We start from the raw sequence: 23,706 nt of genomic DNA on the forward strand, positions 1-23,706 counted from the left end.
CCACCTCGACGACATAGCGCGCCAGGTGCCCTTCGGGCAGCCAGTCCTGTAACGACAGGGGCAGCTCTAATGGGCGGTCGCGATCGATCGAGCGGAAGTTGGGCATCGGCGTTTGTCCTGAAGGGGGACGACAGTCTACTAAGTCGGCAAGCGGGCGGCAGCAGTCAAGTCCGACGGGCTGCTAGTCCAGCAGACCACCGCCGAGTAGCTGGACGCTCGCGACAGCGAACATGCGTGTTGCTATCCTGATGTCAACTCATCTCATTCTGCGCGAACGGGTGCCTATGGCCACGCAACTCGACCGCATTACCCTGGATCCTGCCGTCATGGGAGGCAAGCCCTGCATTCGCGGTCTGCGGGTGACGGTGGGTACATTGCTCGGACTCATGGCAACGGGGGTTAGCCGGGAGCGCATCCTTGCCGCCTACCCTTACCTGGAGCCTGAGGATCTGGACGCAGCGCTCGCCGATGCCGCTTGGCAACTGGAGGAACGCGAAGAAGATCTGACGGCAGCTCGTCGAGTCACTACGGCGCTTCTGCGCCGACCTTGAGTCCGGTGCTTTGCTGCTGATCGAGCCCGGACGGAGCCGAGTGCGAGTACTTCCTCTTTGATCTCCGCCCACTATAACGAAGACACCCTGGTCCAGCAGACCACGGCCGACTATCTGCAACAGCAGCTCGGCTGGGAGTCGGTGCTGGCCTACAACCACGAGGACTTTGGGCCGGACAGCCTGCTCGGGCGTTTGTCCGACCATGAGGTGGTGCTCACGCGTCCACTGCGCGCTGCACTGGAGCGGCTGAATCCGGGCTTGCCGGAGCCGGCCTACGAGGACGCGGTGCGGCAGTTAACGACCAGGGTGGCATCGCAAGGCATCGTCGCCGCGAACCGTGATAAGTACGCGCTGATCCGTGATGGCGTGCCCGTGGCCTTCCGCAACGCCAAGGACGAGCGGGTGCGAGATCGGTTGCGCGTCATCGACTTCGACGATCCGGACAACAACGACTTCCTGTGCGTGCGCGAGCTCTGGGTGCAGGGCGATCTGTACCGGCGGCGGGCGGACATCGTCGGCTTCGTCAACGGGCTGCCGCTGTTGTTCGTCGAGTGCAAGGCGCTGCACAAGGATCTGCGCACCGCCTATGAGCAGAACTATTCGGCCTATCAGACCGAGATCCCGCACCTGTTCCATCACAACGCGGTCGTGTTGTTCGGCAACGGCCACCAGGCGAAGATCGGCTCCGTCACCAGCCAGTGGGGCCACTTTCACGACTGGAAGCGCCTGGCGGAGGAGGAGCCGGGTGCGGTGGATATGGAGACGCTGCTGAAGGGCGTCTGCGACCGGGTCAATTTCCTGGACCTGGTGGAGAACTTCATCTTGTTCGACGACGCCTCTGGCGAGACGCGCAAGATCCTAGCCCGCAATCACCAGTTTCTGGGCGTGAACCGGGCGGTGCAGGCGGTGCTGGAGCGCGATGCGCTGGCAAGGCGTCTCGGCGTGTTCTGGCACACCCAGGGCTCTGGCAAGAGCTTTTCGATGGTGATGTTCACCCGCAAGGTGCACCGCAAGCTGGGCGGCAACTTCACCTTCCTGGTGCTAACGGACCGAGACGATCTGGACACTCAGATCTACAAGACCTTCGCCGGCTGCGGGGTGGTGGATCACGACCGCGACCCCTGCCGTGCCGCCAACGGCGGTCACCTCCAACGGCTGCTGGGCCAGCACAAGTCTCACGTCTTTTCGCTGATTCAGAAGTTCCACAAGGACGCGGACACCGCCTATTCCGAGCGCGACGACATCATCGTCATCACGGACGAGGCGCACCGCACGCAATACGGCACGCTGGCGCTCAACCTGCGCAACGCGCTGCCCAATGCCAGCTATATCGGCTTCACCGGCACGCCGCTCTTCAAGGACGACGAGATCACCCGCCGCGTCTTCGGCGATTATGTGTCCACCTATGATTTCCAGCGCGCCGTGGACGACCGAGCCACGGTGCCGCTCTACTACGACGCCCGCGGCGACAAGCTGGGGCTAGCCATCGGCGACCTGAACGAGCGCATCGCGGAGACGCTGGAGGCACTCGAAGCGGACGACATCGACGTCGCCCAACGCCTAGAGCGCGAGCTAAAGCGCGACTATCACATCATCACCGCCGGCAAGCGCTTGGACCAGGTGGCGCGGGATTTCGTCGAGCATTACTCGACCGCCTGGGAGACCGGCAAGGCCATGCTGGTCTGCATCGACAAGGTCACTTGCGTGCGGATGCACAAGCTGATCGAGTTCTATTGGCAAGAGCGCATCAAGGCGCTCGACGCAGCGCTCAAGCCCGGGCGTCGCGAAGCTCGCATTTCGCGGCGAGGAGGTCAGGTCTGGGACGAGCAGGAGGATACCGACCTGGCCCGCCAGATCGCCTGGATGCGCGAGACCCGGACTGCGGTGGTGGTGAGTGAGGAGCAGGGCGAGGTGGCCAAGTTTCAGCAGTGGGACCTGGACATTGTCCCGCACCGCAAGCTCATGAAGGAGGGTATGGAGCTGCCGGCGGCGATGCGCGCGAAGCCCCAGTTCCAGCACATGCAGCGCATGGCGCTGGACGATGCCTTCAAGGAGGCCGAGCACCCGTTTCGCATCGCCATCGTCTGCGCCATGTGGCTGACCGGCTTTGACGTGCCGAGTCTGTCCACGCTCTATTTGGACAAGCCGCTCAAGGCCCACACGCTGATGCAGGCCATCGCCCGCGCCAACCGCGTGCACGAGGGTAAGAACAATGGCCTGATCGTCGACTACTGCGGCATCCTTAAGCATCTGCGGCGGGCGCTCGCAACCTTCGCCGGCACTGGACCTGATGGGGACGACGAGACCGACCCGGCCAAGCCCGACGATGCGTTGTTGGAGGAGCTGACAGAGGCGATCGCGTTGGTGCGCGGCTTTCTTAAAGAGCGTGGGGCAGCCTTGGATGACGTCATCGAGAAGACCGGCTTCGCCCGCAACGCCGCCATCCTCGCCTGCAAGGAGGCCGCCAACGAGAACGATGAGACCCGCAAGCACTTCGAGATCCTGTGTCGGCAGGTGCTCAAGACCTTCAAGGCCTGTATCAACGTCGCTGGCATCAATGCCCATCGGCCCGACCGTGATGCCATCAACGTGGTCTACAAACAGTTGCAGCAGGATCGAGAGCAGGCGGACATTACCGACATCATCCGCGAGCTACATCAGCTGGTGGACGAGGCCATCGAGACCAAGCCAGCGCGCGCGGACGAAGAATCCGCGACCTACGACATCAGCCGGATCGACTTCGAGCGGCTGAAACAGGAGTTTGAGCGCTCCCCTAGAAAGCAGACCACAGTCCAAAACCTGAAGAGCGCCGTCGAGCAACGACTCAAGCGGCTGCTCCAGCAGAACCCTCTTCGCACGGACTTTCAGCAACACTACGAGCAGATCGTCACCGATTACAATCGCGAGAAAGACCGCTTGAGCATCGAGCAGACCTTTGAGGCCCTGCTCAGATTGGTGCAGGAGCTGGATGCGGAAGAGGACCGAGCGGTACGCGAAGGCCTGGACGAGGAGTCGCTGGCGGTGTTCGATCTGTTGAAGAAGCCGGACCTCTCGGCAGGCGAGATCAAGCGCATCAAGGTCGTCGCGGTGGAGCTGCTGGAGACCCTCAAGGCTGAAAAGCTACGCGTCGATCACTGGAAAGACAAAGAGGCGACCCGCGATGCCGTTCGCCAGGCGATCCATGACCACCTGTGGAGCGACGACACCGGCCTGCCGGTGGCGCAGTACAGCGACGAGGATGTGCAGAGTCGGGCGGACGACGTCTACCGCCACGTATTCCGCGCCTACCCGATGGTCCCGTCACCCTTCTATCAAGCGCCGGCTGTGGCATAGATCGCGACGGACAGCATGATCCACCGCGAGGCGGTTGCAGTTTGTCTGGAAGAGATAGACCGGTGCATCGACCTGCTCGGAGCCGATCACAGCGATCATTTCGTCCTGACACAAGCTAGTGCTTCTATTGAGACCAGTAAAACGATGTTAACTTGAATTTAGTATCGAAAATTCAGATACTTTGGTCGATGCTAGCACCTCCTTCCAAATCCCGATGAGCGAATACCAATCTTTCGAATTCCAAGCCCTCGACCAGCCCTTGACGTCCGAAGAGATGGCCGAGCTGAGACGCTCGTCGTCACGTGCCGAGATCACGCCCACCCGGTTCTGGAACGAGTACAACTGGGGTGATTTCAAGGGCAACCCGCGGCGTTGGATGGAGCGCTATTTCGATGCCTTCCTCCACGTCGCCAACTGGGGCTCGCACTGGCTGATGGTGCGCCTGCCTCGTGCGCTGATGAGTGTGAGCGAGATTGGTGACTATCTGCTCGAAGACGGGCTGGAAGGCTGGGAGACCGAAGAGCATCTCGTGCTGTCCTTTCGGTCGGAGACGGAAGATCCGGGCTGGGAGGAGGGCAGTGGCTGGCTATCAGCCCTGATTGGTGTCCGCACGAGTCTGATGCGTGGCGACCGTCGCAGTCTTTATCTCGGCTGGCTGGCACAGGCCGGGGGTGGCTATCTGGATGAGTGCTCTGCTGAGCCGGCCGTTCCGCCCGGGCTGGGCGAGCTGGATGCCACCCATCGCGTCTTGGCCGACTTTCTTCGCATCCCGGACGATTTGGTTGTCGCCTCTGCTGAGTCGAGTGCGCCGCTGGAAACGCGAGGCGTCAGTGCAGCGGACATCGCGCGCTGGGTGGCCGAGCGTTCGGTCGCTGAGAAAGACGCCCTGCTCACGGAGCTGATCGTCGGCAACCAACCTCACCGTCTCGCGGTGCTGCGGCAGCGGCTTGAGCGCGAGCTGCATTCGGTCGATGCCGGAGAGGGGACGGATGTGCGCAGGACGGTGGGCGAGCTACTCGCGCGCGCCGATACCATCCGCCAAGAGCGCCAGGCACGCGAAGCGGCGGCACGGGCTGCCGAGCAGACCCGCAAGGCCGCCGAAGCCGCCGCGGCACGCAAGCGCTATCTCGCCGCGCTGCGCGGTCAAGAGGATGCGCTATGGCGCAAGGTCGATGACTTGATCGAGCACCGTCATGCATCCTCCTACCAAGAAGCGGTGGAGCGGCTCAAGGATCTGCGCGATCTCGCCGATGCCGATGACGCGCTCGACGCCTTTTCCGCTCGCCTTCGACGCCTTCGTGACCTACAGAGCCGCAAGTCAGCGTTCATCCGCAGACTTGATCAGGCCGGTTTGGTTGGTAAATGAATCGTCTCAATCTGATGGGTGAGACCGTGCGGGTGCTCGGCATGATCGGCAGCAACGATGAGTGTCTGACCGATATGGCGGTGGAGGTGGAATGGGCTGGGAGAACCTTTGGCGTTCCGCTCTCGAACCTGCAAGGAATCGATGTTGACGAGCACACGGCAGAAGCCATCGCGGATTGGCATTACTGGTTGGCGACCGGTCATCGGCTATGACGTCTGACGCACAGTGATGCGACTCGCTTGACAGACGCTGATGGACATCGACCAGGTCAAGACCTTCCTCGCGGTGGCCGCCAACGGCAGTTTCTCGAGGCCGCCGCGCAGGTGCATGTCACTCAGTCGACCGTGAGTGCGCGCATTCAGAGCCTGGAGCAGCAGTTCGGTACCCGCTTGTTCGTGCGCAATCGCTCTGGGGCCAGCCTCACCCATGCCGGCGAGCGGTTCCTACGTCACGCCAAGACACTGCTGTTGACTTACGAGCAGGCGCGCCATGAGGTCGGTCTGTCGAGCCGCTTTCGCACCAGCCTCACACTGGGCGCGCGCATTGCACTCTGGGACAGTCTGCTGCCGCGCTGGATCGGGCGCCTGCGCGCCAACCGGCCGGATGTGTCGCTGAACACCGAGATCGGCTTCGAGGAGGATCTGATGCGCCGGGTAATCGCCGGCACCATGGACCTGGCGCTGATGTACAGTCCGCGACAGGCCGCTGGCATCGAGGTGGAATACCTCTTCGATGAGACCCTAATACTGGTTGGTCCCGACCCGGAGCGGCGTCAGCTTGACGACAGCTATGTCTATGTCGACTGGGGGCCGACCTTCTTCGCTCAGCATCGTCAGGCCTATCCAGAGCTGGAGCGCCCGGCGCAGACCGCGAATATCGGCTGGCTCGGCCTGCAGCTAATCCTCGCCAACGGCGGGACCTGTTTCGTGCTGGAGCGGGTCGCGGCGTCCTATTTGGACGGCGGCTGCCTGCAGCGCATCACCGATAGCCCCAGCCTGCGGTTGCCGACCTATGTGGTCTATCCATCGGATGGCGCATCAGGCGTCATTGATACTGCGCTCGAGGAGCTGCGTGTGCTCATCGCCGCAGAGCAGACTGAGACTGACCCTCTGGGCTCCTATTATGAGTCAGCCGAGGTTGGCGAGGTCAGCTCGGAGTCCTAACCTCAGGTGAGCAACGGCTCGGTATGGCAGCCTTCCAAGGCGCCATCCGAGAGCCGCGGGGGGCCTGTGCCTGAGCGATAGGCGGCGAGGAAAACGCCCAGGAGATGCAGAATGTCACGCGGCGAGCAACATGAAGTTGGCTGCAGACACTCGTCAGAGGTCGACGAAGGGCTCTGGCCCTCGGCTGACAATCAGCAACAGGTTGAGCGTCTGCGCGCCGCCGTTGGCGAGATGATCTATGTCGCTGAGCTGCGCGAGACCGAGGTCCAGCTCGCCGTGCAGCTTAGCGATCATTCCTATCAGCTACTCGGCGTGATCGAATTTCCGCGGCCGGACCCGGAGCGGGGGCTAGCACCGCATCTGATCTTGCTCGATGACGGGCGCGGGGTTAACCTTGGACGTATCGTGCGCATCAGTTACCAGCCGTTCCAACCAGCCCCGGAGGAGGTGCTGTATCTGGATCGCGAGGCCGATCAGAAACTGCTGTTCGCCGATCGGAGGCTGTCGCAACGCTTCATCTCCGAGCGCAGGCAGTGCTCGGCCAAATGCTCGGGCACTTCGTCGATGCCATCGCCAGCTAAGCTCGAGCAGGCGGTATCGGTTGAGGCGGCAGCGGAGAGGGTGGTAGATGCAGGAGGCGGGGAAGCGCCCAACGGGACCGGCAAAGGTGATTCCAGCAGTGAAGAGGGCTCCTGATTAGGGGTGGGCCGGCGCACGACAGGCCTGCGGCCAGTGAAGCGCAGCGACCAGAATTCATGAGCTCGCGGGGCGAGCCACAACCTTCCTCGCCAACGCACTCGAGAACTCGGTCATTATCCAGGGCAGACCAATGCGGTGAGCACGAAGCCCGTTGAACACCAGAGACAATCTTGAGTTTTTTTTGATAGATGAGTCTGGAGATCAGGGTGCATGGAGGTTGCTTTCAGCATTCGCCATTGAGTGGAATGAGCGGTCAGCGAGCCCTTCTCGGCATCTGAGGCAGGCCGGTTAGCTTGAGAAAACTAGCGCTCGGTTTCCGTCTCACCATCCGCGTCCCGCGTACCCCGCTGGCCAGGTTTTTAGCCCCTTGGCCTTGCTTGCACATTGTTTCGATTTGAACGCGCCCAGGTCCACCTCGAAAACGCTGACCGCCACCTGTCCGCTACCGTGCACGTGGGCGATAACCTTGTCATAGCGCTCGCGGTAGGGTGCCTGCACCGTCGAGCCGCCGAACTGACCTGAATTAGCCAGCACCACGGGCTGGAACATGTGGTAATGAAGCGCCTGGACCATGGTGTCGAAGGTGGGAACGTCCTGGTTAAGGGCGGCGATGACTAGGCAGTCAGACTTGTTGCGCAGGTCGGCTGCCAGGCTGAGGTCGGTGGCGTCGTAGCAGATGGCACCGGCTAGGCGGTAGCGCTCGCCGTCTGGGCCGGCAAGCTCGATGAGGACCTGATGCTCGCCGAGCCCGACGATGCCCATGTCGCGTTCGAGCTTGGTCATATGCCGCTTTGCCTGGTGGACGCGGACGATCTCGCGTTGGCCATCCCGCTCTTGGTGCAACAGCCAGAGGGCTCGGTTGACAAGGCGGCCATCGCCGGTCTCTTGAAACGTGAGACCGACGAACAGATTTGCTTTAAGCACGTCCGACAGGCTGCGCAGCAGTCCGAGGTCGTCGGGATGGACCGACAGCTCGGGGAACACGATCAGGTCTAGGGCGTGACCCGACTTCACGCCGCCGCCGTCGTCGGACGCCGCCCGCTCTGTCTGAAAGTCCTGTGCGACCAGGCGGCAAACGGCAGCGAGATGCGCTCGATGCCGTGCCCGGAAGTCTCGGGACCAGAGGAGCGGGTTCTTGACGTCGAAGTCGCCGGTGCGCGGCAACAGGGTTTGAACTGTGGCGACGCGCAGGCTTTGTTCTTGCGCGCGCACGCCCCGGCTTGCAGGCACTACATAGACGGGCAGCTGCGATTGCACCGCGTAGAGGTCGCGCTGGCGCCGGCGCCGGGCATCGACGACGCGCAGTATCTGCCGAGGGTTGTGCGCGCCAGCAAGGGTTTCAGTCACTCCGTTGCCTAGGCGGAGGCCGGGCCATTGCAGCAGTGTCATGATCAGCTCGGTGATCCAGGGCGAAAGCGGAGCGGGCTCGCCGAGGAGTCCCTCTGGGGTATTTAGCAGCCCGAGGCGGCGCTTGTACCAGGACGACAACAGGCCGCAGTAGTGCGCCGCGTCTTCCCTCAGCAGGTGCCCACGGGCGGTGAAGTCCGGGTCGCCGACGATGCAGGCTCGCAGAATCCGGCCGAGGGCATAGGCCCAGCGCATGTCCGGCAGACACCAGCCGGGCGGTTGGTTGCGGGGGTCGGGCCGATCAGCTGCCTCGACCGCAATGCTGAAGCACGCATCCGGATGCTGTGGGTCGGACCAGCGGTTGCAGGTGACCATCAGGTCAAGCAGCCCCCATGACCCGCGGTCCGCGTCGGGCTCGGCGCGGATCATCGCCTCTAGCAGCGCGGCGGCGAGGCCCAAGATGGCGTTCTCCTGCCGAAATGGGTTGTCCCAGCGCAGCACGACCCGGACCAGCGGAATTGCCTCCGGCCCGAGTGCTGACCAGTCCTTCCAGATACCGGCGCGGTAGCTGGCGGGTTTTAAATAGCGCGGTAACTTGCCGGTCCAACCCCGGCGCTTGTCCGCGTGGGCGTCCCATATGGACCGGAACAGATCGGGGCGCATCTGCGCGACGGCCGTCACCAATGCCGCCCGCTTCGGATGGTGCGGTTGCGCATCTAGGATGTCGTCGGCCCAAATGGCAAAGCGCGCAGAGTCGGCGCCAAGCTGCTGTCCCACCAGGCCGGTAAAGAGTGCTTGCGGCGCATTTTCAGCAGATGGCGTGCGGAACAGCAGGGCATCGTGCAGCAGCTTGTAGTTTGCGAGCAAGGCATCTGCTTTCAGATCGGCGTCGGGCTGGAGCACAGAGGCCAGGAACAGCGCCGCCTGCTGGCGCAGATGCCAGGGCACGGCCTGACCTTCGCCAAGCACCTGACGGGCCAGACGGGCGAGTTGCTGTCGGAAGCCGCCGACATCAGCTGCACGTGGAATCAGCTCCGTATTCCGATAGCCGATGTCGACGGCGGCTGCGCGCAGCAGTTCGGCGACGACATAATCTGCCACCGCTCGCTGCCGCGGCTCGGCGTCGTCCCCCATCGAGCGTTTGACTGCCAGCGCATCCAACACCGGCGTCACCAGCAGTGGACTCGGAAATAGCTCCAGACCGCAGCGCAGCACCGGCACCAGTGCTGGGTTGCGGGACCAGCTGGCAATCAACTTACGTGCCGTGGCCTCCATCTCGTGCTCCAGGACTTGGCGCGATGCGCCGTCCTGCAACGGAACCTCGTCTGCGTTGAGGTCCGGCCCGTCCGTGGCCATGGACTGGCGCAGCCGGAACGACTTGAGCAGCCGGTAGGCGGCGAAGCGCTTTAGCGTGTCGTCGCGGACATCGAGCTTGGGCAGCGCGATGCGGGATAAGTGCAGTGGATTCGCCGGTGGCTTCCCCGCACCTTCTATGACTTCGGACAGCCACAGCAGTCCATCCAGACCCGCCGTTGCATGACGCAGGCTTTCCTGATCCGGCGTCGCGCTGATCAATCCCTGTAGCCAGACCATCTGCGCCGAGGCACTGCCCTGCAGCGCATAGTCGGCCCAGGGGATCACCTTAGTTTTCTCGGCGTTAATGGTCAGCTTGTGGGCCTCGTCCAGCATTGCGCAATAGCGAGCCAGCAAGGCTGTGATTTGTTTGCTGACCCTCTCAGCGACCTCAGCGGGGTCAGTAGTCGCATCCACCTCCACCACCAGCCGAATGTCGTCGACGTACCGGCAATAATCGTGAATCACTAGTGCGCTGTTACCACCGAGCCGCCGGCCCATCCAGCGGTCGAAGCGCAGGAGATAGGCGTTGGACAGGAAACCCGAGGCCGCTAGGCCCTGTGGCAAGCCATCTGGAAGGCCTGCGTCGAACAACTCGGCCTGGGCCTGCGACGTCGGCGACCAATGCCAGTTCATGATGCGGTACATGGCTTCCAGTAGAGCCGGATCGAGCCTGCCGCCATCGCGATGACCCGCGCGGCGGGCATAAAGGCGCCAGATGGCACCGAGCCGCGTCCGGAGGTGTGCGCGGTCGATCCGGTCGAAAAACTCCTTGAGGTCCAGCTCGATGACGTAGATCGCCCGGTCGCTACGGCGCCTGCCGTTGGCCAACCGCGCGGCTTCCGCCGGTCGGGCGAGGAAGCGCCGGTAGTCTTCGAAATAGGCCGTGTAGGTCGCGACGCTGCCCCAGCGGAAGCGGGCCTGCGGCGGCTCGACCTCAGGATCGGACGCATCGGTCCAGTCGCACCAGAGCCGGTTACCATAGCTGAAGACACCCCGGGTGCGAGCGGTTGCGGCATCAGGCTGGTCGGTAGGCCCTTGCAGGGTCTCGACCGCGTCGGCAAAGCAGAGCACCAGCGCCATGGCTAGGCTCTGATCGCGTACGCCAATATGCGCCAACGGGCGTAGTGGCTGCTCCTTAGCGTTAGCGGGTACCCAGTCCGTCGCGCTCGGGTCCTCGGCCTTAGATTCGGGAAAGTCCCAGGTTTGGTTTTTGGGGGCAGGTACCAGCTCCATTGGGGTGGGCTGGAACGTGGGGGCTCGAACTTCACTCGCCCAGTCGTTTAGGTCCGTTTCGATGCTCAGCATCGCCAGGTCCCACGCCAGCACGTCCGCGCACCAGTTCTGGAGCCGACAGTAGCGCTCCGCCTTCTTCCATGCCTGGGCCAGAACGACCTCATCTGCTAGCAGGTCTAGCCGTGGCGTCAAGCGTTCGTAGCGAGGATTAACCGATCTCACGGTCAATTACCCATCAGGATGCAGGGAGCGTAGTACCAAGGGTGCGCCTGGGTGGGCTCGGTCCCGCCTTGCAGCGCCTTTGCGTCATTGTCGCTAACAGTCTGCGCACCGTTGTGCTCGAATCCGTGATCATGCTGCGTACTGGTTCCGATTCTTAAAGGGGATGGTAAGGGCTGGACTCGGGGCGCGACAACGATGTCATCGATTGCTCTTGCAAAATCCAGTGCGACTGTTGATGGGACTCTGTCGGCTTCTCATCGGATCAATCCTGCTCGATCTGGGACTAAAGAGGTCCAATCCTGAGAGAGTGGCAATACCATTCGCAAATGCATTGGGATACGCGAAGACCAGCAGAGCTGGCCGGACCGAGTACCCGCTTTGAATATCAGGAGCGAGGCCGGTAAAGCGACGAGCGAAGGAGGTTCAGATCAAGAAGGCGCCTGCCGCATGGACTGAAGCCGCTCGAGGAACGTATCCGATAGCCACAGACCGCCGCGCCGGCGGAGCTCCTCCAAGACGACAAAGGGATCTTCGACTAGACCTGATTGACCTGCCGCCAGGACGATGCCCACGGTTCCCGTGATTGTCAGCTCCAGACGGCGAGCGAGCAGTCGTCCCGCCATGTCGTCGATGATCAGAAGCTCGCTGCCAAGCCGCTGAGCGAGGGCGATCGCTGCAGCCTCACCGAGATCGACCTCGGCTGCTGCCAGCGTCAGAACGGGGTCGTTCGCCACAGGCTCAGCGATCACAATGAAAGACAGCTGGTCGCGCCAATTTGCATGGATTGCGCCGGCTTGATCCAGCTCTGCGGCGACCTCAGGGGGAATTGCGACACGATCGAAGAGCTTCTGAAGCAAATCGGTTCGCCCGATCTTCAGCAGGCATGACAGGGGTGTCGTGTTGCAGACGATCAACGTCGTTCGGGCGGCACGGCTGCCTGTGCTGCTTGCATATCGTCGATCACTTCTTCCGGCGAGCCGCCCCAAGCCACTTGGCGTCGCGCCAGCAGAGCCTGGAAGGCTAAGCGATCCATGTCGGCGATGGTTCTGGCTTGGCTTGGCCCGAGCAAGCCCTCCTGGACCAAGAATATTGCAAACTCGCGACGAAGCTCCTCTTCAGCGCGGCCAGAGGGGAGCTTCAGCGCATTGAAGGCGTCGTCGGGTATTGGTAGGCAATACATCGATTTTGTGTGCGCAGCGTGAAAGGCTGATAGAAGGTTAGCATGTTTGGCCGTAACCGCTGGTCGCCGGCAATTGCTGGCGGCAGGCGGGAACGCCTTTACCGGGCTCGGGGGCCTGCGTACCATAGACTGATTTGAATCAAGGTGTGTTGGAGTTTTTGATCATGAGCGACACCAAGCATTGCCAGCTGCTGATCCTCGGCTCGGGGCCGGCTGGCTATACGGCGGCGGTCTATGCGGCGCGTGCCAATTTGGCGCCGGTCCTGGTGACCGGCATGGAGCAGGGCGGGCAGTTGATGACCACCACGGAGGTCGAGAATTGGCCGGGTGACCCGGACGATCTGCAGGGGCCGGATCTGATGGATCGCATGCGCCGCCACGCCGAGCAGGTCGGCGCCGAGATCCTGTTCGATCACATCAACAAGGTCGCCTTGGATCAGCGCCCGTTCGTGCTGACCGGGGACTCGGCGACCTACAGCTGCGATGCGCTGATCATCGCCACCGGTGCGAGCGCCATGTACCTTGGGCTCGCGTCCGAGGAGCAGTTTCGCGGCCGCGGCGTCTCGGCCTGCGCGACCTGCGATGGGTTCTTCTATAAGAATCAGAAGGTGGCGGTGATCGGCGGCGGTAATACCGCCGTTGAAGAGGCGCTGTATCTGGCCAACATCGCCGCCGAGGTCACCCTCGTGCATCGCCGCGATGCGCTGCGGGCCGAGAAGGTGCTCCAGGATCGGCTGCTGGAGAAGGCCGAATCCGGCAATGTCAAGATCGCCTGGAACCATGTGCTCGACGAGGTGCTCGGTGATCAGAGCGGCGTGACCGGCATGCGCATCAAGCATGTGCAGCAGGGCACCACCGAGGACATCGATCTGCAGGGGGTGTTCATCGCCATCGGCCATAAGCCGAATACCGGCATCTTCGAGGGCCAGCTCGAGATGAACAACGGCTACATCAAGGTCAAATCCGGCACCGATGGCAATGCCACCGCGGCCTCGGTGCCTGGCGTGTTCGCCGCCGGCGATGTCATGGATCACGTCTATCGGCAGGCGATCACCTCGGCCGGCAGCGGCTGTATGGCGGCCTTGGACGCCGAGAAGTATCTCGACGGGCTGCTGGACGCCTAAGCATCCGCCGGATGAAACGCCAGCATTTTCCAATCATCGCCCTGACCTTGGCGGTGCCCTTGCTAGGGCTGCTCTGGGTGGGGGGCGAACCGCGCGCGGCCGCTCCCGAGGCCGGCCCCCTCTTGCCCTGGCTGACGCTGCTGATCGTCAGCGAGTTCGGCCTGATCCTGGGTGCGGTCGGTGCGCTCCTGGGGGTCCAGCATGGGCGCCAGCAGGGTTGGAGCGGGCGTGATGCGCTGATCACCTTGGGGTGCGCGCTCGCGGCCGTGGCCTTTCTGTTGCAACTGATCCGATGGTGGCCGCTCTAAGCGTCGATGTATCAACTGCGTGTGCATTCTTCCATCGATCAGCTCGCGGCCGCCGACTGGAATCGGCTCGCCGGCGATGATCTGCCGCATCTGCGCCATGAGTTCCTGGCCGCGATGGAGCACCACGGCTGCGTGGGCGAGCGCTTCGGTTGGCTGCCGCGCCATCTCGGGCTCTACGATCAGTCCGAGCAACTGGTGGCGGTTGCGCCCTGTTACCTGAAATTCAATTCCTACGGGGAGTTCGTCTTCGACTGGGCCTGGGCCGATGCCTATCGGCGCGCGGGCCTGGCCTATTATCCGAAGCTGGTGATTGCCTCGCCCTACACGCCGGCGACCGGCCAGCGCGTCCTCACTGGCGAGGCCGCCAACCGCGCCGAGCTGGCGACGGCCTTGGCACGGGGCTCGATCGCGGTGGCCAAGGAGCTGGGCACCTCGGGCGTCCACTGGCTGTTCAGCAGCGAGGAGGAGGCGGGCTGGATGCGCGCCGAGGGCCTGATGCCAAGGCTCGGCTGTCAGTTCCACTGGCAGCGCCAGGGCGAGGCCGATTTCGATGCCTTGCTGGCCGGTTTCAGCGCCGAGAAGCGCAAGAAGATCAAGCGTGAACGCCGTCGGGTGGACGAGGCGGGGGTGCGGATTCGCCGGCTAGCGGGCAGTGAGGCCAGTGCCGAGGAGTGGGCGATCTTCCACCGGCTCTATGAGGACACCTTCGATAAGCGCGGCGGCATCCCGACCCTCTCCTTGCCCTTCTTTCGCGAGATCGGCGCGCGCATGGGCGAGCACACGCTGTTGATCCTGGCCGAGCATGGCGGTGACATCGTCGCCGCCGCCTTCTGCCTGGTCGGCGCGCGCACCCTCTATGGGCGTCACTGGGGCTGCTCGCAGGCGTTCCACAGCCTGCATTTCGAGGCCTGTTATTACCAGGGCCTCGAGCATTGCCTCGACCATGGGCTGACGGCCTTCGAGCCTGGCGCGCAGGGTGAGCACAAGGTCGCGCGCGGCTTCCTGCCGACCCGCACCTGGTCGGCGCATTGGCTGGCCGAGCCTGGGTTTCGCGAGCCGATCGGTCACTTTCTCGACCATGAGATCGAGGCGGTCGAGGACTACATCGGCGAGATGAACGCACGCAGTCCCTACCGGCGCGATGCCGGCTGAGAGGCCGACGTGCCGCCCGACGCACCGATGTCGATGCCGTATCTGCTGGCGCCGAACGATCCCACCGGGGCCTTCCCCGATCCGGCCGAGGCCATGCGCGAGCCCGATGGTCTGCTCGCGGTCGGCGGCGATCTGAGCACCCGGCGCCTGATCAATGCCTATCGGCATGGCATCTTCCCCTGGTATAGCGAAGGCGACCCGATCCTGTGGTGGTCGCCCGATCCGCGCACGGTGTTGCTGCCGACTCGGCTGCATCGCGCGCGCAGTCTGCGCAAGCTGCTGCGCCGGCGTCCGTTCGGAGTCACCATGGATCGCGATTTTCCGGCGGTGATCCACGCCTGCGCCGGGCCGCGCGCCGATAGCCAGGGCACCTGGCTGCTGCCGGAGATGATCAGCGCCTACTGTGCCCTGCATGTGCATGGGATCGCCCATTCGGTCGAGGTCTGGCAGGCCGGGCAGTTGGTCGGCGGACTCTATGGCGTCGCCATCGGCGGTGTCTTCTTTGGCGAATCGATGTTCAGCCGGGTCGATAATGCCTCGAAGGTGGCGCTGGTCCATCTGTGCGAGCATGCCATCGGCTTGGACATCGAGCTGATCGATTGTCAGGTGCTGACCGCGCACATCAGGCGCATGGGGGCGCAGCTGATGGCGCGCGCGCAGTTCATGGCGCGCTTGCAGGCGCTGCGCGATCGCCCGCTCGCGCTCGGCACCTGGGATGATGGTCGGGTCCATTATCCGGGAGGGGAATCCTGATGAACGCGAATCGCAATCTACCGGGCCATCTGCAGCTCTACCTGACCGGCGAGCACGACTGTTCCTATCTCGATGGGCTGCGCGCTCGGACGTTGTTCGTCGACCCGATGGCGCGCATCGATCGGGAGCGCGCGCAATGGCTGCAGCAAATCGGTTTCCGGCGCAGCGGCATGCACTTCTATCGACCGGCCTGTCGCGGCTGTCAACGCTGTGTGCCGGTGCGGATTCCTGTGTCCGCGCTGCGGCTGAATCGCTCACAGCGGCGCACTGCGGCGCGCAACGACAGCGAGGTGCGCATCGCCTTCAAGCCCGCGCAACTGCGCCCGATCCATTATCGGCTCTACGAACGCTACATCCTGGCGCGCCATGGCGATGGCGACATGGCCGACGATGTCTCGATCGAGACCTATATGCGCTTCCTGCTCAGCCCTTGGGGCGGGCAGACCTGGCTGATCGAGGCCTTTCTCGGTGAACGGCTGATGTCGGTGGCGGTGACCGATGTGTTCCCGGATGGGCTCTCGGCGCTCTATACCTTCTTCGACCCGGATCTCTCGGACCGTGCCCCCGGCACCTATGCGGTGCTGACCCAGGCGCGCGAAGCGGCTCGGCTCGGGCTGCGGTCGCTGTATCTGGGATATTGGATCGAGGACAGCCCGAAGATGGCCTACAAGGAGCGGTTTCGACCGATCGAGGCCTGGGACGGCCAGCACTGGCGATGGTTTGAGCGCGGCGAGCCGATCCGCGTCCTATGATATACTTTTTCGGTTCTACAGCGGCGATTGGCCAGGGCGGCGCCTTAACCGATGCCGCGCTCGTTCGCGACATCACGAGACAGATTTCACATACATGGCAAAAGAAGACGTTATTCAGATGGAAGGCGTGGTCGTCGAGACCCTGCCGAACACCGTATTCCGCGTCGAACTCGAGAATGGTCACACGGTCACGGCCCATATCTCCGGCAAGATGCGCAAGCACTACATCCGCATTCTCACCGGCGATAAGGTGACCGTGGAGCTGACCCCGTATGACCTGACCAAGGGCCGCATCACCTATCGCGTGCGCTGAGGTGAGCGACCCAAGCGGGTTCAAGCCAGGCTCTTCTCGGTCTCGAAGCTGAATGTTAGATCATCGTTCTCGCCGAGCCGGACGATCACGGTCCCGCCCCCGCTGAGTTCGCCGAACAGCAGCTCGCTGGCGAGTGGCTTCTTGATGTGGTCCTTGATCACGCGCGCCATTGGTCGCGCGCCCATCTTCGGGTCGTAGCCCTTCTCGGCGAGCCAGGCCCGAGCCTCGGGCTCGACCATGAGCGCGACCTTCTTCTCGGCCAACTGCGCCTCGAGTTCGAAGAGGAACTTATCCACCACGCTGGCGATGGTCTTGGTGTCCAGTGAGGCGAACTGCACGGTCGCATCGAGCCGATTGCGGAACTCGGGCGTGAAGTATGTCTTCAACGCCTCCATGCCGTCGCTGGAGTGATCCTGCTCGATGAAGCCGACCGAACGGCGGCTGGTCTCCTCGGCCCCGGCGTTGGTGGTCATCACCAGCACGATGTTGCGGAAGTCCGCCTTGCGGCCGTTGTTGTCGGTCAGGCTGCCATGGTCCATCACCTGCAGCAGCAGGTTGAACACATCCGGGTGCGCTTTCTCGATCTCGTCGAGCAGCAAGACCGCGTGTGGGTGCTTGGTGACCTCCTCGGTCAGCAAGCCGCCTTGGTCGAAGCCGACATAGCCGGGCGGGGCACCGATCAGCCGCGAAACCGTGTGCCGCTCCATGTACTCGGACATGTCGAAGCGGATCAGCTCCAGGCCCATGATGCGCGCGAGCTGGCGGGTGACCTCGGTCTTGCCGACCCCGGTGGGACCGGTGAAGAGGAAGGAGCCGATCGGCTTGTCCTCGGTGCCGAGGCCGGAGCGGTTCATGCGGATCGCCGAGGTGAGGGCATCGATCGCCTCGTCCTGACCGTAGACCACCATCTTCAGATCGCGATCGAGATGGCGCAGCGACTCGGTATCCGAACTCGAGACCTTGCGCGTCGGGATGCGCGCGATCTTGGCGACGATGGTCTCGACATCGTTCACATCGATGCGCTTCTTGCGCTTACCGGCCGGGCGTAGCTGCACATTGGCACCGGCCTCGTCGATCACATCGATGGCCTTGTCCGGCAGGTGGCGGTCATTGATGTACTTGGCCGAGAGTTCGGCGGCGGCGCGCAGGGCTGGGTTGGTGTAGCTGACCTGGTGATGCTGCTCGAAGCGGGTCTTGAGCCCCTTGAGGATCTCGATGGTCTCCTCGACCGAGGGCTCGTTGACATCGATCTTCTGGAAGCGCCGCGCGAGCGCGCGATCCTTCTCGAAGATGCCGCGGAACTCCTGATAGGTGGTCGAGCCGATGCAGCGCAGCTCGCCCGAGGCGAGCACCGGCTTGATCAGGTTGGACGCATCCATGACGCCACCGGAGGCGGCACCGGCGCCGATGATGGTGTGGATCTCGTCGATGAACAGGATCGCGTGTGGTTTGCGCTTGAGTTCGGCGAGCACCGCCTTGAGCCGTTTCTCGAAATCCCCGCGGTACTTGGTGCCGGCCACCAGGGAGCCGAGGTCGAGCGCGTAGATGACCGCATCATCGAGGATCTCGGGCACCTGACCGTCGACGATCTTCTTCGCCAGCCCTTCGGCGATCGCGGTCTTGCCGACCCCGGCCTCGCCGACCAGCAGCGGATTGTTCTTGCGCCGCCGACAGAGGATCTGCGCGGTGCGCTCGACCTCGCCGGCGCGCCCGATCAACGGATCGATGCGGCCTTGGCGCGCCATCTCGTTGAGGTTGGTGGCGAAGTTCTCGAGTGCGCTGGGCGCTTCCTTCTCATCGCCACGCACCTCGTCCGGTTCGCCCTGGGCCTCGTCGTCCTGATCCTCGCCCGGCACCTTGGAGATGCCGTGCGAGATGTAGTTGACGACATCGAGCCGCGAGACATCCTGCTGGTTGAGCAGGTAGACCGCCTGACTGTCTTGCTCGCTAAACAGGGCGACCAGCACATTGGCGCCGGTGACCTCCTTCTTGCCGGCCGATTGCACATGGAACACGGCGCGCTGGAGCACGCGCTGGAAGCCGAGTGTGGGTTGGGTCTCGCGCTCGTCATTCTCGGCGATCAGCGGCGTGGTCTCTTCGATGAAGGTGGTGACGTCGCCGCGCAGCTTGTCGTTATCGGCGGCGCAGGCCCGCAGCACCTTGGCGGCGGCTGGATTGTCGATCAGGCAGAGCAGCAGATGCTCGACCGTCATGTATTCATGCCGCTTCGCCCGCGCCTCCTTGAACGCCTGGTTTAGCGTGAATTCAAGCTCTTTGCTTAGCATGGACTGTGACCCCGGGACGTGACAAAAACGAAGATGGTTGGTTCGAGACGCATCTCAGGCCTCCTCCATCGTGCACAGCAGCGGATGATGGTTCTGGCGCGAGAAATCGTTGACCTGCGAGACCTTGGTCTCGGCAATGTCGCGCGTGAAGACGCCACAGACGCCGACCCCGCGCGTATGCACATGCAGCATGACTTGGGTAGCCTTCTCGGGCGTCATGCCGAAGAAGGCCTCGAGCACGTGGACGACGAACTCCATCGGTGTGTAGTCGTCGTTGACCAGCAGGACCTTGTACAGCGGCGGCCGCTTGAGGGCGGGCTTGGCTTCTTCGACCGACAGCCCGGAGTCGCCGTTGCCGTCTTCTTGACTCGACAGGCGAATCCGGGCGCGGCGGATGGCGTGGGTGAGTGGGTCTGGCATGGATCGGTGGGACATCGGCCTGGTCAGCATAGGTCAGGGCCGTCGGGGATGACCCGGGCGGCACAAGGTTTGAGTTCGAGAAGCGTCGCGCATCTCACCTTGAGTAGGGATCATGAGGCGAAAAATACAGCCCCGCGAGGGTTGGCGTCTACGTCTCGCGCCGAGGTCGTGGGTGTTCGACGATTGACCAAGCAGTCTAGGCAACTATACTTTCTCGTCACGGCCGCTTCATCCTTTCAGCGGCGGTCGTGCTCATTACAACAAGCTGAACGACCAACCGAAGTGTGCTGCAGTTGCGGAGGAGTCTCAGATGATCACAGGTATCGTCAAATGGTTTAACAATGCCAAGGGCTATGGCTTTGTCAAGCCTGATGGTCGCGACGAGGATGTCTTCGTGCATTTCTCGTCGATCGATATGGACGGCTACAAGACCTTGAAAGAGGGGCAGAAGGTGCAGTTCGAGATCTCGCAGGGGCCGAAGGGGCTGCATGCGGCGACGGTCCAGCGTGCGATGCAGTAGACGCGCGTGCGGTCCCGGCGAGCGCCTCTGGCCGGCCGGGACCGTGGGGCAAACCCGGCTCAGCCCATGTTGGCGATGACCGCATCGCCGAATGCCGAGCAGCTGAGCTTGGTGGCGCCCTCCATCAGACGCTCGAGATCGTAGGTCACGGTCTTGGCCGCGATGGAGCCCTCGATCCCACTGACCACCAAATCCGCGGCCTCGGTCCAGCCGAGGTGGCGCAGCAGCATCTCGCCCGAGAGCAGCAGGGAGCTGGGGTTGACCTGATCCTTGCCGGCGTACTTGGGCGCCGTGCCGTGGGTGGCCTCGAACATGGCCACGCTGTCGGAGAGATTGGCGCCGGGCGCCATGCCGATCCCGCCGACCTGGGCGGCGAGGGCATCGGAGATGTAGTCGCCGTTGAGGTTGAGGGTGGCGATGACGTCGTAGTCCTTCGGGCGCAGCAGGATCTGCTGCAGGAAGGCGTCGGCGATCACATCCTTGACGATGATCTCCTTGCCGGTCTTCGGGTTCTTGAACGCACACCAGGGGCCGCCGTCGAGCAGTTCGGCGCCGAATTCCTCGCGCGCCAGCGCATAGCCCCAGTCCTTGAAGGCGCCCTCGGTGAACTTCATGATATTGCCCTTGTGCACCAGGGTCACCGAGTCGCGCTCGTTGTCGATCGCGTACTGGATGGCCTTGCGCACCAGGCGCTGGGTGCCTTCGCTCGAGACCGGCTTGATGCCGATGCCGGAGCTGTCGGGGAAGCGGATCTTGGTCACGCCCATCTCGCCGCGCAAAAAGGCGATGAGCTGCTCGGCCTGCGGCGAGCCGGCCTGCCACTCGATGCCGGCATAGATGTCTTCCGAGTTCTCGCGGAAGATCACCATGTCGGTCTCTTCGGGCTTTTTCAGCGGGCTCGGCGTGCCCTGGAAATAGCGCACCGGGCGCAGGCAGACATAGAGATCGAGGCGCTGGCGCAGGGCGACGTTGAGCGAGCGGATACCGCCGCTGACCGGGGTGGTCAGCGGGCCCTTGATCGAGACCACGTAGTCGCGCACCGCTTCGAGCGTCTCATCGGGCAGCCAGACATCGTCGCCGTAGACGCGGGTGGCCTTCTCGCCGGCATAGATCTCCATCCAGGCGATCTGGCGCTGGCCGCCGTAGGCTTTGTCGACGGCCGCGTCCAGCACCTTCATCATCACCGGGCTGATGTCGACGCCGATGCCGTCGCCCTCGATGTAGGGGATGATGGGATGGTCCGGGACGACGAGACTGTGGTCGGGGTTGACGCGAATCGGCTCGCCGCTTGCTGGAATCTGGATCTGTTCGAAGGCCATGGCCATGATGCTCCTGTTGATCGAATGACCGGGATATTACCATTGCCGATGTTTTGAAAGTGAGGCCAATCATGATGACGAGGATGATGCGGGAGGACGCGCGCAACGGCGGCACGAGAAGAGCGCCGAGCCTGCTGGCGCGGGTGGGTGTCGTGCTCGTCCTGTCGGTTGCGTTGCTGTCATGTGCAACGGCGCCGGAAACCGGTCGGCGGCAGCTGCTGTTGGTGAGCCCGAACGAAGAAACCGGGCTGGGCGTACAGGCCTTCCAGCAGATCAAGCAGCAGCAACCGGTGGTGACGCGGGGTCGGGATGTGGCGATGCTGCAACGGGTCGGCGATCGCATCAGCAAAGTGGTGTCGTTACCGAATGCGCGCTGGGAGTTCGTGTTGTTCAAGGAGGATGCGCCGAATGCCTTTGCACTGCCAGGCGGTAAGGTCGGGGTGAATACGGGCATTTTGCCGATCACTCAGGATGAGGCGGGGCTGGCGACGGTGATCGGGCATGAGATCGCGCACGCGGTCGCACGCCATGGAGCAGAGCGGATGTCGCACGGGATGTTGGTCGAGTTGGGCGGTGCTGGACTCTCGGCGGCCTTGGGTTCGGAGCCCGGAGCGAATCGCGACCTGATCATGCAGGCCTACGGCGTGGGCTCCCAGCTCGGGGTGATGTTGCCCTATTCACGCACCCAGGAGCTGGAGGCCGATGAGCTGGGGTTGTTGTACATGGCGCGCGCAGGCTATGACCCACGCGCGGCGATCGGGTTTTGGCAGCGGTTCGTGGCCTACAACGCCCAGCGCGGTGGCGCGCCGCCGGAGTTCTTGAGTACGCATCCCTTGGATCAGCGGCGCATTGCCGAGCTGGAGCGCTCGCTGCCGCAGGCAGTGGCGGAGTATGAGCGGGCTCGGGCGCGTTGATCGCCTGGGGCCTTGGTGCCGCGATTCGGATTGCAAACAGCTTCTTGAGGAATGAGTCATGCGTTGGCTGGCGTTGCCCCTGGTGCCCCTGGTGCTAATAATCGTCTTGGCGGGGCTGGCTTACGGGCTCTGGCCGCGTGAGTCGGCGTCTCGCAGTGAGGGATTCGATGCCTCGGCCCTGGCGGCCGCGCTGGCCGAGATGGACAAGGGAGCTGGTGCTGGTGCCGATGGCGAGGAAGCTGAGCCTGGCGAGACACTGACACTGGAATTTCCCCGCGATCACGGTGCGCATCCGGGTGCGCCGGCAGAGCTATGGGAGCTGACGGCGGTGCTGCGCGATGCGCAGGAGCAGCCGGTCGCGGTGCGTTTGTCGCTGGCGAGGCTCAAGCTGGCAGCAGCGGCTGATGGGCGGGCATCAGCCTTCGCGGCCGATGCGCTGTTGGCTGGAGAATGGGTGGTCGTGGCCGGCGAGGACGCTATGGCGCTGCCGGGGCTACCGGTCCGCGCCCAGCGGCTGAGTCGCACAGCGCTGGGGCTTGCGGGTGCGGGCGCGGATGAGGCCGGCGGCGAGCGCGTCTGGATCGAACGCTGGGCGCTGTCACGCACGGCCGAGGGTGGACTCGCGTTGCATGCCGAGGCCGACGGGATTGCGCTGGAGCTATCACTGTCATCGCTCAAGCCGCCTGTGGTGTTGAACCGGGAAACGCTGGCGGGTGCGCCGGAGCAGGGCACATCGGCGGTCCAGTTCTACAGCCAATCGCGCTTGGCGGCCTCGGGCACGCTACGAGCGAAAGGGCGCGAGCAGGCGCTGCAGGGTGTGGCCTGGCTCGATCATGGCTGGGACGCCTTGGCCGAAGCGCTGGCGGGTGGGCGCGGGCAGTTGGTTGCGAATCGGTTTCAGTTACAGCTCAACGATGGCTCGGAGCTGGCGTGCCTCCATCTTCGCCGGCGCGGCGGTGGTGGCACGCCGATCCCAAGCTGTGTCTTGATCGGCACCGATGGCGAGACGCAGGTGTTACGGCGTCGGGAGCTGACGTTGGCGCCGACCGAGGCCGGTTGGGTCACCGAAGGCGGGGTTGAATATCCGCTGGGCTGGCGGCTACTGATCCCCGCGCACGGGCTGGAGCTGGAGGTCGAGCCCCTGTTTGGCGCGGCATCTGGCGGCATTGCGTCTGGCGGCGCTGCAGCGCGGGCGCTGTCTTCGGCCTCGATCGCGGAGGCGAGCTGGGCGTGGCGGGGAGCGGTGCGCGTGAGCGGTCGGCGCGAGTCGGAGGCGATCAGCGGCAGTGGTCAGATGGACCTCAACGGCTATGGAGACGGCTCACCGCGTGGAACCTAACTCCGCCTGGAACCTGATTGGGCATCGACGGTCAGTGTCGTACATTCGCAGTGTTGA

General features: G+C 63.6%; 21 protein-coding genes. 15 read left to right on the forward strand and 6 right to left on the reverse strand.

What is annotated here, in order from left to right; translation table 11 throughout:
- Window positions 1-248: 248 nt before the first annotated feature.
- The 6 genes from CCR82_RS15905 to CCR82_RS15930 all read left to right on the forward strand — a co-directional run bounded on the left by CCR82_RS15905 (window position 249) and on the right by CCR82_RS15930 (window position 7,109).
- Window positions 249-551: a DUF433 domain-containing protein gene (locus tag CCR82_RS15905; protein WP_338073193.1), complete on the forward strand. Its 303-nt coding sequence runs from the start codon at window positions 249-251 to the stop codon at window positions 549-551.
- A 57-nt stretch (window positions 552-608) separates the two neighbouring features.
- Window positions 609-3,884, forward strand: a complete 3,276-nt coding sequence (locus CCR82_RS15910) for a type I restriction endonuclease subunit R (RefSeq protein ID WP_201246796.1) — start codon at window positions 609-611, stop codon at window positions 3,882-3,884.
- Between the two features lie 214 nt (window positions 3,885-4,098).
- Window positions 4,099-5,250, forward strand: coding sequence for a hypothetical protein (locus CCR82_RS15915; protein ID WP_201246797.1), 1,152 nt, complete (start codon window positions 4,099-4,101; stop codon window positions 5,248-5,250).
- Complete coding sequence (locus CCR82_RS15920) at window positions 5,247-5,462, forward strand: calcium-binding protein (protein WP_201246798.1); 216 nt, start codon at window positions 5,247-5,249, stop codon at window positions 5,460-5,462. Before CCR82_RS15915 ends, CCR82_RS15920 begins: the two co-directional genes overlap by 4 nt.
- A gap of 27 nt (window positions 5,463-5,489) precedes the next feature.
- Window positions 5,490-6,413, forward strand: a complete 924-nt coding sequence (locus tag CCR82_RS15925; protein WP_201246799.1) for a LysR substrate-binding domain-containing protein — start codon at window positions 5,490-5,492, stop codon at window positions 6,411-6,413.
- A gap of 111 nt (window positions 6,414-6,524) precedes the next feature.
- A complete protein-coding gene (locus CCR82_RS15930) occupies window positions 6,525-7,109 on the forward strand; it encodes a hypothetical protein (RefSeq protein ID WP_201246800.1) in 585 nt (194 codons plus the stop codon).
- A 324-nt stretch (window positions 7,110-7,433) separates the two neighbouring features.
- Here the strand turns inward: CCR82_RS15930 and CCR82_RS15935 are convergent, their stop codons facing one another.
- The 3 genes from CCR82_RS15935 to CCR82_RS19430 all read right to left on the reverse strand — a co-directional run bounded on the left by CCR82_RS15935 (window position 7,434) and on the right by CCR82_RS19430 (window position 12,576).
- On the reverse strand, window positions 7,434-10,895 hold the full coding sequence (locus CCR82_RS15935) for a hypothetical protein (protein ID WP_201246801.1): 3,462 nt from the start codon (window positions 10,893-10,895) through the stop codon (window positions 7,434-7,436).
- Between the two features lie 803 nt (window positions 10,896-11,698).
- Complete coding sequence (locus tag CCR82_RS15940; protein ID WP_201246802.1) at window positions 11,699-12,184, reverse strand: PIN domain-containing protein; 486 nt, start codon at window positions 12,182-12,184, stop codon at window positions 11,699-11,701.
- Complete coding sequence (locus CCR82_RS19430; protein ID WP_420827342.1) at window positions 12,181-12,576, reverse strand: UPF0175 family protein; 396 nt, start codon at window positions 12,574-12,576, stop codon at window positions 12,181-12,183. The genes CCR82_RS15940 and CCR82_RS19430 overlap by 4 nt, the downstream gene beginning before the upstream one ends.
- Before the next feature lie 38 nt (window positions 12,577-12,614).
- Between CCR82_RS19430 and trxB the strand changes: the two genes are divergently transcribed.
- From trxB to infA, 6 genes are all read left to right on the forward strand, one after another.
- Window positions 12,615-13,574 (forward strand): thioredoxin-disulfide reductase, encoded by a 960-nt coding sequence (gene trxB, locus CCR82_RS15950; protein WP_201246804.1) that lies wholly within the window; start codon window positions 12,615-12,617, stop codon window positions 13,572-13,574.
- Between the two features lie 11 nt (window positions 13,575-13,585).
- On the forward strand, window positions 13,586-13,882 hold the full coding sequence (locus CCR82_RS15955; RefSeq protein WP_201246805.1) for a hypothetical protein: 297 nt from the start codon (window positions 13,586-13,588) through the stop codon (window positions 13,880-13,882).
- 6 nt (window positions 13,883-13,888) lie between these two features.
- Window positions 13,889-15,034, forward strand: a complete 1,146-nt coding sequence (locus CCR82_RS15960) for a GNAT family N-acetyltransferase (RefSeq protein WP_201246806.1) — start codon at window positions 13,889-13,891, stop codon at window positions 15,032-15,034.
- 33 nt (window positions 15,035-15,067) lie between these two features.
- Window positions 15,068-15,787 (forward strand): leucyl/phenylalanyl-tRNA--protein transferase, encoded by a 720-nt coding sequence (aat, locus tag CCR82_RS15965; RefSeq protein WP_201246838.1) that lies wholly within the window; start codon window positions 15,068-15,070, stop codon window positions 15,785-15,787.
- Window positions 15,787-16,539 carry an arginyltransferase gene (locus CCR82_RS15970; RefSeq protein ID WP_201246807.1) on the forward strand — a complete coding sequence of 251 codons (753 nt, stop codon included), beginning with the start codon at window positions 15,787-15,789 and terminating at the stop codon, window positions 16,537-16,539. The genes aat and CCR82_RS15970 overlap by 1 nt, the downstream gene beginning before the upstream one ends.
- A gap of 94 nt (window positions 16,540-16,633) precedes the next feature.
- Window positions 16,634-16,852: a translation initiation factor IF-1 gene (gene infA, locus CCR82_RS15975; protein ID WP_200346353.1), complete on the forward strand. Its 219-nt coding sequence runs from the start codon at window positions 16,634-16,636 to the stop codon at window positions 16,850-16,852.
- A 20-nt stretch (window positions 16,853-16,872) separates the two neighbouring features.
- On the opposite strand, the gene clpA is transcribed toward infA, so the two are convergent.
- Both clpA and clpS read right to left on the reverse strand, forming a co-directional pair.
- Entirely contained in the window at window positions 16,873-19,137 is a 2,265-nt protein-coding gene (gene clpA, locus CCR82_RS15980; RefSeq protein WP_201246808.1) for an ATP-dependent Clp protease ATP-binding subunit ClpA, read from the reverse strand.
- A gap of 54 nt (window positions 19,138-19,191) precedes the next feature.
- Entirely contained in the window at window positions 19,192-19,557 is a 366-nt protein-coding gene (clpS, locus tag CCR82_RS15985) for an ATP-dependent Clp protease adapter ClpS (RefSeq protein WP_201246809.1), read from the reverse strand.
- A gap of 310 nt (window positions 19,558-19,867) precedes the next feature.
- Between clpS and cspD the strand changes: the two genes are divergently transcribed.
- A complete protein-coding gene (cspD, locus tag CCR82_RS15990) occupies window positions 19,868-20,077 on the forward strand; it encodes a cold shock domain-containing protein CspD (RefSeq protein WP_201246810.1) in 210 nt (69 codons plus the stop codon).
- 59 nt (window positions 20,078-20,136) lie between these two features.
- Here the strand turns inward: cspD and icd are convergent, their stop codons facing one another.
- Window positions 20,137-21,396, reverse strand: a complete 1,260-nt coding sequence (gene icd, locus CCR82_RS15995; RefSeq protein WP_201246811.1) for an NADP-dependent isocitrate dehydrogenase — start codon at window positions 21,394-21,396, stop codon at window positions 20,137-20,139.
- A 71-nt stretch (window positions 21,397-21,467) separates the two neighbouring features.
- Here icd and CCR82_RS16000 point away from each other — a divergent pair, with 71 nt between their 5' ends.
- Together CCR82_RS16000 and CCR82_RS16005 are read left to right on the forward strand one after the other, a co-directional pair.
- On the forward strand, window positions 21,468-22,310 hold the full coding sequence (locus CCR82_RS16000) for a M48 family metallopeptidase (RefSeq protein ID WP_242513542.1): 843 nt from the start codon (window positions 21,468-21,470) through the stop codon (window positions 22,308-22,310).
- Window positions 22,311-22,368: 58 nt separating this feature from the next.
- Window positions 22,369-23,649 (forward strand): lipocalin-like domain-containing protein, encoded by a 1,281-nt coding sequence (locus tag CCR82_RS16005; protein WP_201246812.1) that lies wholly within the window; start codon window positions 22,369-22,371, stop codon window positions 23,647-23,649.
- The last annotated feature ends 57 nt before the right edge of the window (window positions 23,650-23,706 follow it).

The sequence above is a fragment of the Halochromatium salexigens genome, assembly GCF_016653295.1.
In the GTDB taxonomy this organism is placed as follows: Bacteria; Pseudomonadota; Gammaproteobacteria; order Chromatiales; family Chromatiaceae; genus Lamprobacter; species Lamprobacter salexigens.

What these genes read in the sequence shown, in the direction of transcription:
- CCR82_RS15905 (WP_338073193.1), top strand. Translation starts at nt 249, where the DNA reads ATGTCAACTCATCTCATTCTGCGCGAACGGGTGCCTATGGCCACGCAA.
- CCR82_RS15915 (WP_201246797.1), top strand. Translation starts at nt 4,099, where the DNA reads ATGAGCGAATACCAATCTTTCGAATTCCAAGCCCTCGACCAGCCCTTG.
- CCR82_RS15920 (WP_201246798.1), top strand. Translation starts at nt 5,247, where the DNA reads ATGAATCGTCTCAATCTGATGGGTGAGACCGTGCGGGTGCTCGGCATG.
- CCR82_RS15930 (WP_201246800.1), top strand. Translation starts at nt 6,525, where the DNA reads ATGTCACGCGGCGAGCAACATGAAGTTGGCTGCAGACACTCGTCAGAG.
- CCR82_RS15935 (WP_201246801.1), bottom strand. Translation starts at nt 10,895, where the DNA reads ATGGCGCTGGTGCTCTGCTTTGCCGACGCGGTCGAGACCCTGCAAGGG.
- CCR82_RS19430 (WP_420827342.1), bottom strand. Translation starts at nt 12,576, where the DNA reads ATGGTACGCAGGCCCCCGAGCCCGGTAAAGGCGTTCCCGCCTGCCGCC.
- trxB (WP_201246804.1), top strand. Translation starts at nt 12,615, where the DNA reads ATGAGCGACACCAAGCATTGCCAGCTGCTGATCCTCGGCTCGGGGCCG.
- CCR82_RS15955 (WP_201246805.1), top strand. Translation starts at nt 13,586, where the DNA reads ATGAAACGCCAGCATTTTCCAATCATCGCCCTGACCTTGGCGGTGCCC.
- CCR82_RS15960 (WP_201246806.1), top strand. Translation starts at nt 13,889, where the DNA reads ATGTATCAACTGCGTGTGCATTCTTCCATCGATCAGCTCGCGGCCGCC.
- aat (WP_201246838.1), top strand. Translation starts at nt 15,068, where the DNA reads ATGCCGTATCTGCTGGCGCCGAACGATCCCACCGGGGCCTTCCCCGAT.
- CCR82_RS15970 (WP_201246807.1), top strand. Translation starts at nt 15,787, where the DNA reads ATGAACGCGAATCGCAATCTACCGGGCCATCTGCAGCTCTACCTGACC.
- infA (WP_200346353.1), top strand. Translation starts at nt 16,634, where the DNA reads ATGGCAAAAGAAGACGTTATTCAGATGGAAGGCGTGGTCGTCGAGACC.
- clpA (WP_201246808.1), bottom strand. Translation starts at nt 19,137, where the DNA reads ATGCTAAGCAAAGAGCTTGAATTCACGCTAAACCAGGCGTTCAAGGAG.
- clpS (WP_201246809.1), bottom strand. Translation starts at nt 19,557, where the DNA reads ATGCCAGACCCACTCACCCACGCCATCCGCCGCGCCCGGATTCGCCTG.
- cspD (WP_201246810.1), top strand. Translation starts at nt 19,868, where the DNA reads ATGATCACAGGTATCGTCAAATGGTTTAACAATGCCAAGGGCTATGGC.
- icd (WP_201246811.1), bottom strand. Translation starts at nt 21,396, where the DNA reads ATGGCCTTCGAACAGATCCAGATTCCAGCAAGCGGCGAGCCGATTCGC.
- CCR82_RS16000 (WP_242513542.1), top strand. Translation starts at nt 21,468, where the DNA reads ATGATGACGAGGATGATGCGGGAGGACGCGCGCAACGGCGGCACGAGA.
- CCR82_RS16005 (WP_201246812.1), top strand. Translation starts at nt 22,369, where the DNA reads ATGCGTTGGCTGGCGTTGCCCCTGGTGCCCCTGGTGCTAATAATCGTC.